The sequence below is a fragment of the Nocardioides sp. 1609 genome (assembly GCF_004522105.1).
In the GTDB taxonomy this organism is placed as follows: Bacteria; Actinomycetota; Actinomycetes; order Propionibacteriales; family Nocardioidaceae; genus Nocardioides.
This window is the reverse complement of the sequence record NZ_SPUJ01000003.1, coordinates 291601-306678: the sequence shown is the minus strand read 5'-3', so window position 1 is coordinate 306678 and position 15078 is coordinate 291601. Positions and strand designations below refer to the sequence as shown.

The following is a 15078-nucleotide window of genomic DNA, read 5'->3' as shown; positions in this document are numbered from 1 at the left end:
TCAACCACGTCCGGCGGTGCTGAGCCGGTGGGTCCGCGGGACGCGGGGTCCGCGGACGACGTCGAGGTCGCCGCGGTGGCGCCAGAGGACCGCCGCGACGGCCACGGCCGCACCGGTGCCGCACCCGGCGAGGGTGACGAGGTCGCCGGCCCCGAGCCCGACGACCAGCGCGGCCGCGGAGGCCACCGCGGCCGTCAGCAGCAACGCCGGCCGCACCGCGCGACCCAGCCCGGTCACCTCGACGCCGGCCCGGTGCAGCTCGCGGAGGTAGAGGGGCAGCCCGACCAGGACGCCGACCGCCGCGAGCGCGAGCGCCGCGCCCCCGATCCCGTCGAGCCGGACGCCGAGCCACACCGCCGGCACCAGCGCGACGATCCAGGCGCACTGCAGCGCCAGCAGGGCACGGGAGCGGCCGAGGACGACGAGGTAGTCGTAGGCGAGCTCGGTCAGGATCCTGACCGCGGCGAGCACCGCGAGCCACCGCAGCGCCTCGGCGGCGGGCGCCCACGGGGCACCGTAGACGAACCGGACGACCGGCTCGGCGGCCACGGCCAGCAGCCCGCACAGCGGCACCGACACCACCGCGAGCGGGCGGAGCACGCGCTGCAGGTCGCCCCGCATCCGGTCGGGGTCGTGCCGCAGCCGCGAGAACAGCGCCGGCGCCACGCTGCGCAGCGGCTGGGAGAACATCGAGACCGGCCAGCCGGCGAGGTTGACGGCCAGGACGTAGTAGCCGAGCAGCACCGGGCCGAGCACCATCCCGACGACGAGCTGGTCGACGAACCCGACCACGAAGACGACGACGCTCGCCCCGGCCAGCGGCAGCCCGAAGGCCAGCAGCCCGCGCAGGTGGTCGCGGTCGAGCCCCACACGGAGCGGGAGCGGCGAGTAGCGCACCAGCAGCACCGCGGACAGCAGCGACCCGGCCAGCCGCCCGTAGGCGAGCGACCAAGCGCCGCACCCGGCGACCGCGAGGCCGACCGAGACGCCGGCGCCGACCCACACGTTGACCTGGTCGGCGACCATCCGCTGGTCCTGCCGGAAGGCGCGCTGCAGCAGGGCGGCCGGTGTCGCGACCACGCCGTTGACGAGCACGCACAGGCTCAGCAGCCGGACCACGCCGGTGGCACCGGGGTCTCCCATCGCCTCCGCGAACCACGGCGCGGCCACCCAGGCGGCTCCGGTGAGGGCGAGGCTGGTGAGGACCGAGACGGCGGTGACCGTCGGTGCGATGGCGACCGGGTCGTCGGGCCAGCGGACGATGGCGAGACTGACGCCGAGCTCGTTGAAGCTCAGCAGCGCGACCAGGGCCACGAACGCGACCGCGTAGGTGCCGAACTCGGCGGGCCCGAGGAGCCGCGCCAGGACCACGCCGACCGCCATCGTCCCGACCCGGGCGACGACGGTGTTGGCGAGGCTCCACGCGAGCGCGCGGCCGGCGGCCGCCGCCGGCTCCGGCTGCGGCTGCGGTGGGCCGCCCGTCGTGGGTCCGGTCGTGGGCCCGGTCGAGGGTGACGTCACCGGTGGGCTCCGACGGGTGCCCGGACGGCGGCGGCCAGCACCGAGACCACCCGCTCCTGGTCCTCGGCGGTGAGGTGCGGGTACATCGGCAGCGACAGGATCTCCCCGGCGGCGCGCTCGGTCACCGGGAAGCTGCCGGCGGGCAGGCCCAGCCCGGCGTAGGCCCCGGTCCGGTGCACGGGTGTCGGGTAGTGGATCCCGGCGCCGATCCCGGCCGCCTGCAGCTGCGACAGCACCCGGTCGCGGTCGGCGACGCGGACGACGTAGAGGTGCCAGACGTGGTGGTTGCCCGGCGCCTCGGCGGGACGCCGGACGCCGGCGACGCCCTCGAGCAGGGCGTCGTAGCGGAGCGCGGCCCGCCGGCGCCGGCCGTTCCAGGCCTCGAGGCGGGCGAGCTTGGCGCGCAGGACGACGGCCTGCACCGCGTCGAGCCGCGAGTTCACCCCGATCTCGGCGTGGACGTACTTCTGCTCCGACCCGTGGGCCGCGACCATCCGCACCAGCCGGGCGACCTCGGCGTCGTCGGTGGTCACCGCGCCGGCGTCGCCGGCGGCCCCGAGGTTCTTGCCCGGGTAGAAGCTGGTCGCCGCGGCGGCGCCGAGCGACCCGGCGGGCCGGCCGTGCCGTCGCGCACCCTGGGCCTGCGCGGCGTCCTCCACGACCGGCACGCCGAGGTCGCGCCCGATCTCGAGGAGCTCCTCGACCGGCGCGCACTGACCGAACAGGTGCACCGGCACCAGGGCGCGGGTCCGGGACGTGACCGCACGTCGGACCGCAGCCGGGTCGATCAGCAGGTGCTCGTCGTCGACGTCGACCGGCACCGGCACCGCGCCCAGCCGGGAGACGGCCTCGGCCGTCGCGACGAAGGTGTTGGCGGGCAGCACGACCTCGTCGTCGCGCCCGACCCCGACGGCGCGCAGCGCCAGCTCGAGGGCGTCGGTGCCGTTGGCGACCCCGACGCAGTGCTCGGCGCCGACGTAGGCGGCGTACTCGCGCTCGAACGCGCCGACGACCGGGCCACCGACGAACGCGCAGTCGGCGAGGACGTCGTCGAGGCCGGCGCGCACCTCGGCGGCGACCTCGGCCTGCTGGCTGACCAGGTCGACCAGCGGGATCGGGGTGGTCGTCTGCTGGTTCATCGGTGCGCTCCTGTGAGTGTGGGGACCTCGAGACGGCGGGCCGGGACGCCGGCCCACACCTCGCCGGCCGGGACGTCGCCGAGGACGACGGCACCCATGCCGACCGTCGCCCCGGCGCCGACGACGAGGCGCTCGCGGACCGTCGCGCCCATGCCGAGGTAGGCGCCGTCGCCGACCAGCACGGAGCCACCGAGGGTGACGCCGGCGCACAGGGTCGCGAGGTCGCCGACCCGGCAGTCGTGGGTGAGGGTGACGTGCGGCATCAGCACGACGTGGCGCCGGACGAGGACGTCGGCGGTGAGCACCACCTGCGCGAGCAGGATGCTGCCGGGGCCCACCGTGCACCCGGGCGGCACGTCGACGGACGGGTGGAGGATCGTGGCGTAGCGGTCGTCGGTGACGCCGAGGTCGGCGAGCCGGTCGGCGACCCGGCGCCGGCCGGTGCCGCTGCCGATGCAGATCACGAGGTCGGCGTCCGGGCGGTCGACGACCTCCTCGATCCCGCCCACGACGACCGCACCCATACCGGCACCGGCACCGGCACCGATCCTTCTCCCCCACGTGCGGGGGTCGTCGTCCAGCACCGAGACCTCGTCGTGCCGGTCGAGTCGCCGGACGACCGCCAGGGCCTCACGTGCCAGGCCGCCCGCCCCCACGAGCAGCAGCTCTCTCATCGCGTCGCGTCCACCTTCTGCCGGGTGCGGTCGGGCGTCACGAGCACGTCGACCACCCGGGCCTGCTCGGCCTCGGTCATCTCGTGGAAGAGCGGCAGCACCAGGGTCCGGTCGGTCAGCCGCTCGGTCACCGGCAGCCCCCCGGGCGCGACCGCGGCGTCCGCGTGGGCCGGCTGGCGGTGGGCGGCCATGATGCCGCGCCGGGCCGAGACGCCGGCGTCCGCGAGCCGGACGAGGAGGCCGTCGCGGTCGGTGTCGTGGGACTCGAGGACCTCGACCCAGAACGACTGGAAGTTCGAGGTGCCCCAGGCCGGGTCGGCGACGGCGCGCAGCCCCGGAGTCCCCGCGACGGCGGCCGTGTAGGCGGCGGCGAGCTCCCGGCGGCGCGCGACCATCGCGGGCAGCTTGGCCAGCTGCACGAGGCCGACCGCGGCCTGCAGGTCGGTCATCCGGTAGTTGAAGCCGACCTCGTCGTAGGCCTCGGGCGGCGCCAGCACGCTCGCGTGCCGCTCGGCGGCCGAGACGCTCATGCCGTGCTCGCGCAGGCGACGGGCGCGCCGGGCCCAGTCGGCGTGCGCCGTGGTGAGCATGCCGCCCTCGCCGGTGGTGAGCAGCTTGCGCGGGTGGAACGACCAGGCGGCGACCTCGGCGTCCGCCCCGACGGGTCGACCACGCAGGGTCGAGCCGGCGCCGCAGGCGGCGTCCTCGACCACCACGACGTGCCGGCCGCCGACGTCGTCGCACACGGCCCGGATCGCCGTGAGGTCGACCGGCACCCCGCCCTGGTCGACGGCGACCACCGCGGTGGTGCGCGGGGTCAGCGCGGCCCGCACGCCCGCGGCGGTGAGGTTGCCGGTCACCGGGTCGACGTCGACGAAGACCGGCCGTGCCCCGACGTAGGTCGGCGCGTTGGCCGTCGCGACGAAGGAGAACGACGGCACCAGGACGTCGTCGCCGGGCCGGACCCCGGCGACCAGGAGGGCCAGGTGGAGCGCGCTGGTGCAGCTCGACGTGGCGACCGCGTGGTCGGCCTGCTGCGCGACGGCGAAGCGCCGCTCGAACTCGGCCACCCGCGGTCCCTGCGCCACCCAGCCGGAGGCGAGCACCTCGGCGACCGCCTCGGCCTCGGCCGCGCCGAGCCAGGGACGCATGACGTGCAGCGCCGGCGCGCTCACGAGACGGCCACCGGACGGGAGGCGGCGATCTCCTCGCGCAGCGGGGCCCACCAGGCCACCAGCTCGCGCAGCCCGGTCTCGAGGTCGACCTCGGCGGTGAACCCGAGGTCGCGGGTGGCGGCGGTGGTGTCCGCGAGGCGCCGGACGACGCCGTTCACGGCGCGCTCGGGACCGTGCTCGAGCTCGAGGTCGGAGCCCATCACCCGCAGCAGGGTGTGGGCGAGACCGGCCAGGCTGGTCTCCTCGCCGCTGGCGATGTTGTAGACGCCGCCGTCGACCACGCCTCCCCCGGTCGCGGCGAGCACGTTCGCGCGGGCGATGTCGCGGACGCAGACCATGTCCATGGTCTGGGTGCCGTCGCCGAAGACGAGCGGCGGCACGCCGTCGGCGATCCGCTCCATCCAGCGCACGAGGACCTCGGTGTAGAGACCGTGCACGTCCATCCGCGGGCCGTAGACGTTGAAGTAGCGCAGCGCCACGTGGCGCAGTCCGTGGGTGGAGCCGAAGGCCCGCAGCATCCCCTCGTTGAAGGACTTCGCGGCCCCGTAGAAGGTGTCGGCGTGGTGGTGGTGGTGCCGCTCGCCGGTCGGGAACTCCTCGGCCATCCCGTAGACCGATGCCGACGACGCCGCGACCAGCCGCTCGACCCGGGCCTCGGCGGCGGCCTCGACGACGTTGAAGGTGCCGTCGACGAGCACCTCGAGCGCGAGCCTCGGCTCCTCGGCGCACTGGGTGATCCGCAGCGCCGCCTGGTGGAAGACCAGGTCCTTGCCCCGGGTCAGGTCGTGCACGAGGTCGCGGTCGCAGATGTCGCCCTCGACGAGCGTGGTGCGTCCCGACGCCTGCGCCTCGGCGAGGTTGGCGCGGCGTCCGCGCACCAGGCTGTCGAGCACGTCGACGTGCCGGACCCCGGCCTCGAGCAGCTGGTCGACCAGGGTGGACCCGATCGTGCCGGCCCCGCCGGTGACCAGGACGTCGGCGCCGTCGAGCGGCCCGCCCGCCGGCCGGCTCACACCGACTCCAGGGAGCGCTCGCCGACCGGCACGGGCGCGCCCCCGGCCGCGAGGCTGGCGCTGGCCGCCTCGAGCACGCCGAGCACCCGCAGCCCGGCGGCGCCGCCGGTGCGCGGGTCGCGTCGGGCGTGGATGCTGTCGGCCAGCTCGGTGATCATCGCGCGCAGCGGCTCGTGCTCGGGCAGCGCCGGCGCCCAGGTGTCACCGAGCCGGTAGGAGATCTGGCTCGTGGTGCGGTCGACCGCGTCGACCGACTGCTGGGTCAGGTCGACCCCGCGGTCGTAGACGCTGAGCCGCTGCTGCGGGTTGAGGTCGTCCCAGACGAGCGTGCGACGGGTGCCGCCGACGACCATCCGGCGGATCTTGGTCGGGCTGAGCCAGTTGACGTGCACGTGCGCCATCGCTCCCCCGGGCAGCGGCAGCGCGAGGTAGCCGACGCAGGAGCGTCCCGCCCCGAGCGGGTCGGCGCCGTGCGCGGAGACCGACTCCGGGCGCAGCCCACCGGGGAGCACGAAGTCGAGGATCGACAGGTCGTGCGGGGCGAGGTCCCAGAAGACGTCGACGTCGGGCTGCACCAGGCCCAGGTTGATGCGCACCGAGTCGACGAAGAGGACCTCCCCGAGGTCGCCGGCGGCCACCATGTCGCGGATCGCCAGGACGGCCGGGGTGTAGCAGTAGGTGTGGTCGGCCATCAGCACCAGGTCGCGCTCAGCCGCCAGCCGCACCATCGACTCCCCCGCAGCGCGGGTGTGCGCCAGCGGCTTCTCGACCAGGACGTGCTTGCCGGCGCGCAGGGCGGCCTCGGCGATCGCCTGGTGGGTGTGCGCCGGGGTGGCGATGGCGACGACGTCGACGTCCGCGCGGTCCAGGACGAGCGCCAGGTCGTCGGTCGCGGTGGCGGTCGGCTCAGCGATGGCCGCGGCGCGGGCGAGGTCCAGGTCGCACACGGCGGCCAGCTCCCACGCGTCGCTGGACCGGAAGTTGCGGGCCAGGTTCGGCCCCCAGTACCCGGCCCCGACCACTGCTGCCCGCAGCGGTCGCCCCGGAGCCTGCCGGCCTGGTGGTGGCGCGCTCGTCGTCATCTCGTGTCCCCCTGTCGGACCCGGCGTCGGGTCCCTGCACGTATTCGACTCGACCCGCCGCGGACGCGCGGGAGGTCGGCGCCGCGATACCCGACGTTGATGACGTGGCCGCCCGGAAGGTGACGTCGACGTAGTAGCTCGACGAGTTGTGGGAGCCGGTCGGGAAGCCGCCGGCGGCGCCGTACAGGTAGCGGCCGTTCTGGCCGGCCGGCGCGGTGAGCTGGCCGGCGGTCCACGCGGTCGCGAAGAACCCCGCGCCCACCGGGTAGCGGCCCTGGGGCGCCAGGTACGACACGACGTAGGACTGACCCGCGCTGACGGGCACCGGCGTCGTGAAGGTCGCGGTCTGCCACCCGGTCGCGCTCTCGCCGGTGAAGGTGACCGACCCCAGGCGGGTCCCGGACGACGTCCAGAGCGAGCCGACGTGGGTGCCGCCGTTGCCCGTCCCCTTGTAGAACCGCACCTGCGTCACCGCGCCGTCCACGGCCGGCGTGAAGACGGTGCCGACCTCGACCGACCCGCTGTCGGACGCCGCGGGCACCGGCGGCACCAGGCCCGCGAACATCGACGCGCCGTCCGGGGTCGCCTCCTCGGTCCGGAAGGTCCAGGTCTGCTCCGGCAGGACGGCGCCCTCGGCGGAGACGACGCCGGTCACCGACACCGTGAGGTCGGCGTTCCCCGGCAGCAGCGACGACGGCGCGAGGGTCAGCGTGCGCCCGTCGGCCGAGCGGGTGAGGGTCGCCGGCAGGCCGGTGCTGCCCTGCCGGATGCTCATCGCGTAGCCGTCGGCGACCGGCGCCGACAGGGTGATCGTCGGCCTCGCGCCCCGCGAGACCCCGGTGGCCGCGGGCGGCGGGGTGCGGCCGGTGACCGACACCGTGACCGGCGTCGGGGCGAACACGACGTCGACGAAGTAGTTGGCCGCCCCGTAGTCGTTGGTCGGGAAGCCGCCCCCCGCGCCGTAGCGGAACCGCCCGTTCTGCTGGGCCGGCGCCGTCAGGTCGCCGTTGGTGTACGGGCCGGAGAAGAAGCCGGGGGTCGAGGAGTAGTGCCCGTTCGGGGCGAGGTACGACACGACGTACAGCTCGCCCGGGGTGAGCTGTACCGGGGTGGTCAGGGCGGCACCCTGCCACCCGGTGGCCGACTCGTCGGTGAACGTGACGGTGGCCAGGCGGGTCCCGGTCGACGTCCAGAGCGAGCCCGTGTGGGTGCCGGTGTTGCCCGGCCCCTTGTAGAACCGGATCGCGGTGACGCTGCCGGGCTTGGTCACCCGGAACGCCGACCCGACCTCGACCGCCGCCGCGTCGGTGGTCGCGAGGTTGCGCGGCACGTGGTCGCTGAAGAGGGTCTGCGCGGTGACCGGGTCGGCCGCGCGGGTGCGGAAGCCCCACGTCTGGGTGGGCAGCACCGCCCCGTCCGTCGACACCGCGCCGCTCAGCTGCGCGCGGACGTCGACATCGGCGGGCAGCGCCGCGGACGGCGTGAACGTGACCGTCGTGCCCGCGGCGTCGAGCACCGTCGAGCCGGGCAGCGCGCTGCCGTCGGACTGCCGGGTCACCGCGAGGCTCCACCCGCCCGCCAGGGGCGCCGAGAGCTGGATCCGCACCGGCGACCAGCGCGGCACGGCTCCGGCACCGGGCGCCGGGTCCTGGGCGACCACCGAGATCTGCGCGGGCGCTCGCTCGAACACCACGTCGACCAGGTAGCTCGCCCCCGAGGTGTTGCCCGGGTAGGCGTCGGCGTAGGAGTAGGCGCCGCCGTTGCGCGGCACCCGCAGCGGCGGGCGCTGGTACTCCGAGGAGAGCTGGCCCGGCGTCGCCGAGTACCTCCCGGCCGTCGTGCGGTACGACGCGACGTACTCCGTGCCGGCGCTCACCGCCACCGGCTGGGCGAGGGTCAGGGTCTGCCACCCGGCCACCGACTCGCCGGTGAAGGTGCCCTGCGCGAGCCGGGTGCCCGACGTCGACCAGAGCACGCCGGTGTGGGTGCCGGTGTTGTTCGGGCCCTTGTAGAACCGGATCGCGGTGACGGTTCCGGCGACGGTCGGCACGAAGCGCACGCCGAGCGTGACCGCGACGGCGTCCCGGTCCTCCAGCGAGGTCGGCTGCGTGCTGTCCTCGAAGAGGCTGCACGGGCAGACCCCCGGCGTCGACGGCGGCCGCGCGGTCGTGAACGACCAGGTGCCGCCGCTCTGGACCGGGTTGCCGAGCGCGTCGGTGGCGGTGATCGTCACCGTGTGGCGGGTGGACGGCGCCAGCGCGACCGTCGGGGTGAAGGTGACCGTCCGGGTCGCGGCGGCGTACGACGTGGTGCCGGCGAGCGCGGTGCCGCCGGCGTCCCGCACGACGACCGTCGGTCCGCTCGCCGGGGCCCGCGACAGCCTCGCGGTGATCGTCGTGCCGGTCGGAACCGAGGTCGACTCGGCGAGCGGGGTGCGGTCGGTCAGCACCAGCGGCGAGGTGTCGGTGGTCGTGAACAGCACGTCGACGCCGTACGACGAGCGCTGGAAGCTGTTGTCGGGGAACTTGCCCGCGTCGGCGAAGACGCCCGCGGGCTGGGTGCCGAACCCGCCCTCGACGCGCAGCGGCGGTGCCTCGATGCCGGCGGACCAGAACGCACCGGTCTCCACGGCGAACCGGCCCTGGGGCGCGGTGTACGACGCGACGTAGGTCTCCCCCGCAGCCACCGGCACCGAGCTCGAGAAGGACACCTGCTGCCACCCGGTCGCCGTCTCGTCGCCGAAGGTGGCGGTCGCGAGCCGGGTGCCGGACGCCGTCCACAGCGACCCGACGTGGGTGCCGCCGTTGCCGGAGCCCTTGTAGAAGCGGACCCCGGGCACGAAGCCGTCCACCGTCGGCCGGAACCGGATGCCGAGCTCGAGCGGGTCGGTGTCGGAGGCGGCCGGCGTCCTCGGCACGGCGTCGCCGAGCAGCGAGCACGGACAGCTCACCGTGAGCGACCGGACGGCCGAGACGCCGATGTTGGCGCTGTCGTCGACGGCGCGGACCCGCACCGGCGTGGACCCCTGGCCGTGCTGGCGGTAGGTCGCCGACCAGGACGTCGTCCCGGTGGCCGGGTGCCACGACGCGCCGTTGTCGGTGGAGTACTCCACGCCGGCCACCCGGCCGCCGCCGGCGTCGGACGCGGTGCCGCTCACGGTCACCTGGACGCCGTTGGCCCGGGCCGCGCCCTCGGCGGGCGAGGTGATGACGACCGTCGGACCCGTCGTGTCGGTCGACGCCGAGGCGGCGACCAGCGGCGAGCCCAGCGTGGCTGGCTGCACGCCCATGTCGGCGAAGAGGTTCACCTGCGCCTGCTGCATCCGCGCGTCGGCCGGCTCCGGCGCGAACGGCGAGTCGTGCACCGCGTCCAGGCCCCAGGTCCACTGCACGGTGCCGGCGCCGAAGACCAGTGCCCCGCTCGGCGCGCGGTAGAGCGTCAGGTGGTGGGTCGTCGTGCCGGGCGCGACGGAGTTGCCGAAGTCCTGGAGGTACTCGGTCACCGGCCCGGTCGTCGTCGACAACCGCACCAGCCCGGGCGGACGGAACCCGTTGTCGACGTCCTCGTCGGACTCGTAGCCGACGGTGTGCGGCGCGAGGGCGACGCTGCCGCTGGTCTGGTTGGCCACCGACGTGCCGCGCCAGAGCCGGTTCCTGCCCTCGGCCGCGGAGACGGTGAGCGGCAGGTCGCTGTAGTTGACCATGTAGGCGGTTCCGGTGAGCGCGTTCTCCGGCACGCCGGCGCCCGCGCTCTGCGGCGCGTACCGCGGGTCGCGCCAGGTGCCCGTCCACTCCGGCGACGGGTCGCTCTTCGCGCGGTCCCAGGTCTCCTTGTACGACACCAGCGTCCGGTACGGCGTGTGGCTCGCGTCGGCCGACGGCTCGTAGCGCGTCTTCCAGTAGACCTCGTTGCCGCTGAGGAACTGCAGGTCCACGCCGGCGTCGCGGGCCGCCTCGACGTTGGCCCGCTGCGCCTTGCTCCAGTACTCGTCGTGGCCGACGGAGAGGAACACGTCGTGGTTCAGCAGACGCGCGCCGGACCGGTCGGTGTCGACCCCGGCGATGTAGCTGACGTCGTAGCCGTTCTTCTCGAGGAACCGGACCATCGGGTACTCGTTGGCGAAGTAGAAGTCGCGGCCGCCGGGCCCGTCGCGGGTCAGCACCGGCCGGTTGTAGCTGATCTTGTAGGCGCGGCCGTTGCCGGCGCCGCGGTAGAAGTTCGAGCCGCCGTAGGTGTTGTAGGCCTGCCACGTGGGGTCCGAGGTCTGGAAGACGACGTCGGCGTCGCTCGCGTCGTCGCGGACGATGAAGGTGATGTGGCTGGCGTCGCGGTTGTCGGGCCGCTCGAGGCGGGCGACGTAGACGCCCGAGACGGCCGTCGTCGGCACGGTCCAGGACGCCGAGACGCCCCAGTTGCCGCAGTCGTAGAGCTCGGTGTCGACGTCGGTGATGCAGGCCGGCTGCACCTGCGGCAGCGCCGCGGACGGCACGACCCTCGCGACCTCGCGGGCGCCGTCGCCGCCGTAGTAGCCGGTGCGGTAGATCGTGATGCCGTACGCCGTCGCGTCGGTGTCGATCTTGAAGTCGACCCGGTCGCCGAGGTCGACGCTGATCTCGGTGGCGAAGCCCTGGATCGACTCGTCGCCGGCGCCCTCGACGTCCCAGACGCTCGCGGGCGTGCCCGGCAGGGTGTTCTCGCAGGCGACGGGGTTCCCGCCGGGACCGCACGGCGCGGCGACGGCGGAGGCCGGCGGGGCCACCACGGGCGAGACGAGGCCGACCGCGACGAGGGCGGCCGCGACCAGCCCGGCCAGGAGCCGGGGGGTCGTCGAGCGGGTCGGTCGGTCAGGCACGGGAGCTCTCGTCTCTCAACCACGTGGTGTAGTCGCCGGCGCGGACCGCGCGGCGACTGGATCGGCGCGCCAGGAGCGTGACCCCGAGGAAGACCGGCAGCCGCGGAGCCAGCCACGGGTGGCGGACGGCGAGGGCCAGCAGCGTCGCCGGCGTCGTCGCGGAGTCGGCCCGCCTGGCGCCGGCGGCACTCGCCTGGGTGACGCCCGTGGCGACGCGGGTGCGCCGGCGCACCAGGTCGGCCACCGAGCCCGGCGTCCGCACCTCGACCACGGAGTCCTCGACGACGCGGCGCTCGGCGTCCGCGAAGGCGTCGGAGACGACGAGGTCGTCACTCATCAGCTCCGGCAGGGCGTCGACCCGTGCCTGGCCGGCCGCGCTCAGTGCGAACGCACCGCGGCCGAACAACCCGCTGCGGACCTGCGGGAGCTGCTCCCAGACGTCGTAGTACCACCGCACCAGAGCGGGTGTCCCGTCGTGCCGGAGCACCCGGCGCGGCGCGGTGGCCAGCACGTCGCCGTCGAGGAGCGGCGCCACCAGCAGCAGCAGGTCGGCGCCGGTCAGCCGCACGTCGGCGTCGAGGTGGACCCGGGGGAAGACATCACAGGCGGCGTTGCCGGCCCGGACCGCGGCCGCCTTCGACGGCGTCGCGAGCTCGATCACCCGGGCCTCCGGGTAGGCCTGCGCCGCCCGCGCCGCGGTGTCGTCGGTGCAGCCGTTGCAGACCACGACGACGTCGAGCAGGCCCGGCGGGACGCCGGCCCGCAGCGCGCCGAGGGTGGCCGCGATCCCGCGGCCCTCGTCGTGCGCCGGGACGACCACGCCGACCCGCGGGTGCCCGGCCACTGCCGCCTCGCGCGCCGTGCCGGCCTCGTGGATGTCCATGTCGCGTGTGCCCCTCGGTGTCCTCGGCCGTCCCTCGTCTCCCGAGGCCCGCAGCCTCCCCTCGTTGCGGTGCGCCCTGGCCCGGGTGCGACCGGGGTCGCCGAATTTGGGGAGTGCTCCGCCCGGTCGCGACCGCGCCGACCCCGCGTGCCGTGAGATGGCGCCATGCCTGCCGAGCAGCCCGCCGTCCTCCCCGCCGTGGTTCCACCGGGGGCGGACGTCGAGGACGCGCCGCGCGTCGCGTCGTCGGCCGAGGTGGAGGACGGGGCCGAGGTCGGGCCGGGCACCCGGGTCTGGCACCTGGCCCAGGTGCGGTCCGGGGCCAGGGTCGGGCGCGACTGCGTGATCGGGCGGGGGGTCTACGTCGGACCGGGTGCCGTCGTCGGCGATCGCTGCAAGATCCAGAACCACGCGCTCGTCTACGAGCCCGCCGTACTCGAGGACGGCGTCTTCGTCGGGCCGGCCGTCGTCCTCACCAACGACGCCTACCCGCGCGCGGTGACGCCGGACGGTCGGCTCAAGGACGCCGACGACTGGTCCGCCGTCGGCGTCCGGCTGCGGGAGGGGGCGAGCCTGGGTGCGCGTGCGGTCTGCGTCGCCCCGGTCACGGTCGGCCGGTGGGCGCTGGTCGCGGCGGGCGCGGTCGTCGTCGACGACGTCCCGGACTTCGCGCTCGTCGCGGGGACTCCCGCGCGGTTCCGTCGCTGGGTGGGCCACGCCGGCGTCCCCCTGGTCCCTGAGGGCGACGGCGGGTTCCGCTGCCCCGCCACGGGCCGGCGCTACGCCGAGGTGGACGGCCTGCTCGACGAGGCCGCTCCGCCGGGTGCGCCGTAGGTGCCACCTCCCGCACCGTCTTCCTGAGACCGGGTTTCACGTTTCCTTGACGTTTGGTTCGCAGCGCCGTCGTTAGATCCTCCCAAGCATCCGGGGGGACGCACATGAGCATCGATCAAGCATTCATCGCACCAGGTTCGAGACGGCGGGGCCGGTACCTCGACCCGCCGCGGACGACGGCCGTCGCGGTCGCGGTCGTCACGGCCGCCGCGCTGGCGGCCAGCTTCCTGGCCCGACCGTCGAGCGCCGGCTCCGAGCTGCTGGTGCGCTGGGGCCAGACCGAGCTGCTGCTCGGCGCCGCCGTCCTGCTGGTCCTGCGCCTGCGCCGGCGCCGCAGCGACGGCGAGCCCGACGGCGGCGGGGGCGACCCGGGCGACCTCGACGACGTGGGCGACCTCGACGACGTGGGCGACCTCGACGACCTCGGTGACGCCGCGCGTCGGGTGCTGGCCGCCGAGGCCGCCCTCGGTCGTGAGCAGGAGCGGCTGCACGAGCTCCGCGCGACCGTCACGGGGATCGCGCTCTCGCACCGGCTGCTGCACGACGGCGCCATCGCGCTCCCGGCCGGGATCCAGGCCCGGCTCGCCCGGATGTACGACAGCGAGATCGGTCGCCTCGAGCGGCTCGTCTCCCCGGCTCGTGAGGAGGGCGAGGTGACCACCGTCGACCTGCACGACGTCATCGACCCGCTCGTGACCAGCCTGGAGGTCCGCGGTCACGCGGTCCGCTGGGCCGGGACGACGCGGCGGGTCCTCGCCCGCGCCGACGACGTCGCCGAGATGGTGCACGTGCTCCTCGAGAACGCCGTGGCGCACGGCGCCGGCCGGGAGGTCGGCGTCGAGGTCGTCGCCGACGGCGGCGCAGGGCACCGTGCGGACGCCGGCGGCCCCGAGCTGGTCCGCATCGTCGTGAGCGACCGTGGCCCCGGCGTGCCGCCCGCGCTCGCCGGACACCTCTTCGAGCGTGGCGCCCGCGGAGAGCGCTCCCGAGGTCACGGTCTCGGACTGCACATCGCGCACCGGCTCGCCGCCGAGGCCGGCGGCCGCCTGTCCCTCGAGCCGACCCCGCCGGGTTCCGGGGCGACCTTCGTGATCGACCTCGTGGCCGACGACCGGACCAGCCTGTGCCCCGCTCTCTCGGCCTGACCCGCATCGTCCTCATCGAGGACCACGCGCTGTTCGCCGAGGCGCTCGACGTGGCGCTCACGCTCGAGGGCCACCAGGTGCACCGCGTGTCCCCGACGTCGGCGCCGATGACGACCGCGCACCTGGTCACCGCTGCGCTCCGGAGCCGGCCACGGATCGCCCTCCTCGACCTCGACCTCGGCCCGGCCGGCGACGGCGTCCGGCTGATCACGCCGCTCGTCGACGCCTCCGTGGCGGTCGTCGTGGTCACCGCGTCGACCGACCGCGCACGCTGGGGCGACTGCGTGCGGCAGGGCGCCCGCACCGTGCTCCCCAAGTCGACGCCGTTGAACACGATCCTCGCGACGATCCGGCGCATCGGCGAGGGTCAGCGGGTGATGCCGCGCGAGGAGCGCGACCTCCTCGTCGCGGCCTTCCACGACGAGAACCGCTGGCTGCAGCACACCCGGGAGCGCCTCGAGTCGCTCACGACCCGCGAGCGCGAGGTGCTCGCGCGGCTGATGGCCGGACGGACGGTGCGCGAGATCGCCCGGGAGTCGTTCGTCTCCGAGGCGACGGTCCGGACCCAGGTGAAGTCGATCCTGTCGAAGCTCGAGGTGTCGTCGCAGATCGCCGCCGTCGGCGCCGCGATGAAGGCGCGGTGGCGGCCCCCGGCCATGCGTGACCGGCTGTGAGGCCGCACCGCGCCCGCGGCGCCGGCCCCGGTGTCACTCGGTTTGGGGATGCGCCGGCCGGTCCCGACCCGCCAGCGTGGAGCATG

Annotated in this window: 11 protein-coding genes; 3 read left to right on the top strand and 8 right to left on the bottom strand. The window is 75.2% G+C overall.

The window, feature by feature from the left end:
* Genes E4623_RS07720 through E4623_RS07685 form a run of 8 tightly spaced genes read right to left on the bottom strand, consistent with a single transcriptional unit; the run spans window position 1 to window position 12339 of the window.
* Entirely contained in the window at window positions 1–1521 is a 1521-nt protein-coding gene (locus E4623_RS07720; protein ID WP_209020566.1) for a lipopolysaccharide biosynthesis protein, read from the bottom strand.
* Window positions 1518–2660 (bottom strand): DegT/DnrJ/EryC1/StrS family aminotransferase, encoded by a 1143-nt coding sequence (locus E4623_RS07715; protein WP_134765937.1) that lies wholly within the window; start codon window positions 2658–2660, stop codon window positions 1518–1520. The genes E4623_RS07720 and E4623_RS07715 overlap by 4 nt, the downstream gene beginning before the upstream one ends.
* Window positions 2657–3334, bottom strand: a complete 678-nt coding sequence (locus tag E4623_RS07710; RefSeq protein WP_134765936.1) for an acetyltransferase — start codon at window positions 3332–3334, stop codon at window positions 2657–2659. The genes E4623_RS07715 and E4623_RS07710 overlap by 4 nt, the downstream gene beginning before the upstream one ends.
* Window positions 3331–4509: a DegT/DnrJ/EryC1/StrS family aminotransferase gene (locus E4623_RS07705; protein ID WP_245154963.1), complete on the bottom strand. Its 1179-nt coding sequence runs from the start codon at window positions 4507–4509 to the stop codon at window positions 3331–3333. The genes E4623_RS07710 and E4623_RS07705 overlap by 4 nt, the downstream gene beginning before the upstream one ends.
* Complete coding sequence (locus tag E4623_RS07700; protein WP_134765935.1) at window positions 4506–5522, bottom strand: NAD-dependent epimerase/dehydratase family protein; 1017 nt, start codon at window positions 5520–5522, stop codon at window positions 4506–4508. Before E4623_RS07700 ends, E4623_RS07705 begins: the two co-directional genes overlap by 4 nt.
* Window positions 5519–6544 (bottom strand): Gfo/Idh/MocA family oxidoreductase, encoded by a 1026-nt coding sequence (locus tag E4623_RS07695; protein WP_245154962.1) that lies wholly within the window; start codon window positions 6542–6544, stop codon window positions 5519–5521. Before E4623_RS07695 ends, E4623_RS07700 begins: the two co-directional genes overlap by 4 nt.
* On the bottom strand, window positions 6429–11456 hold the full coding sequence (locus tag E4623_RS07690; RefSeq protein ID WP_245154961.1) for a DUF4082 domain-containing protein: 5028 nt from the start codon (window positions 11454–11456) through the stop codon (window positions 6429–6431). Before E4623_RS07690 ends, E4623_RS07695 begins: the two co-directional genes overlap by 116 nt.
* Entirely contained in the window at window positions 11449–12339 is an 891-nt protein-coding gene (locus E4623_RS07685) for a glycosyltransferase (protein WP_134765933.1), read from the bottom strand. Before E4623_RS07685 ends, E4623_RS07690 begins: the two co-directional genes overlap by 8 nt.
* Window positions 12340–12504: 165 nt before the next feature.
* Here E4623_RS07685 and E4623_RS07680 point away from each other — a divergent pair, with 165 nt between their 5' ends.
* From E4623_RS07680 to E4623_RS07670, 3 genes are all read left to right on the top strand, one after another.
* Window positions 12505–13173, top strand: coding sequence for an acyltransferase (locus E4623_RS07680; RefSeq protein ID WP_134765932.1), 669 nt, complete (start codon window positions 12505–12507; stop codon window positions 13171–13173).
* A gap of 104 nt (window positions 13174–13277) precedes the next feature.
* A complete protein-coding gene (locus E4623_RS07675) occupies window positions 13278–14318 on the top strand; it encodes a HAMP domain-containing sensor histidine kinase (RefSeq protein WP_134765931.1) in 1041 nt (346 codons plus the stop codon).
* Window positions 14297–14992: a response regulator transcription factor gene (locus E4623_RS07670; protein WP_134765930.1), complete on the top strand. Its 696-nt coding sequence runs from the start codon at window positions 14297–14299 to the stop codon at window positions 14990–14992. Before E4623_RS07675 ends, E4623_RS07670 begins: the two co-directional genes overlap by 22 nt.
* The last annotated feature ends 86 nt before the right edge of the window (window positions 14993–15078 follow it).

What these genes read in the sequence shown, in the direction of transcription:
- E4623_RS07715 (WP_134765937.1), bottom strand. Translation starts at nt 2,660, where the DNA reads ATGAACCAGCAGACGACCACCCCGATCCCGCTGGTCGACCTGGTCAGC.
- E4623_RS07710 (WP_134765936.1), bottom strand. Translation starts at nt 3,334, where the DNA reads ATGAGAGAGCTGCTGCTCGTGGGGGCGGGCGGCCTGGCACGTGAGGCC.
- E4623_RS07685 (WP_134765933.1), bottom strand. Translation starts at nt 12,339, where the DNA reads ATGGACATCCACGAGGCCGGCACGGCGCGCGAGGCGGCAGTGGCCGGG.
- E4623_RS07680 (WP_134765932.1), top strand. Translation starts at nt 12,505, where the DNA reads ATGCCTGCCGAGCAGCCCGCCGTCCTCCCCGCCGTGGTTCCACCGGGG.
- E4623_RS07675 (WP_134765931.1), top strand. Translation starts at nt 13,278, where the DNA reads ATGAGCATCGATCAAGCATTCATCGCACCAGGTTCGAGACGGCGGGGC.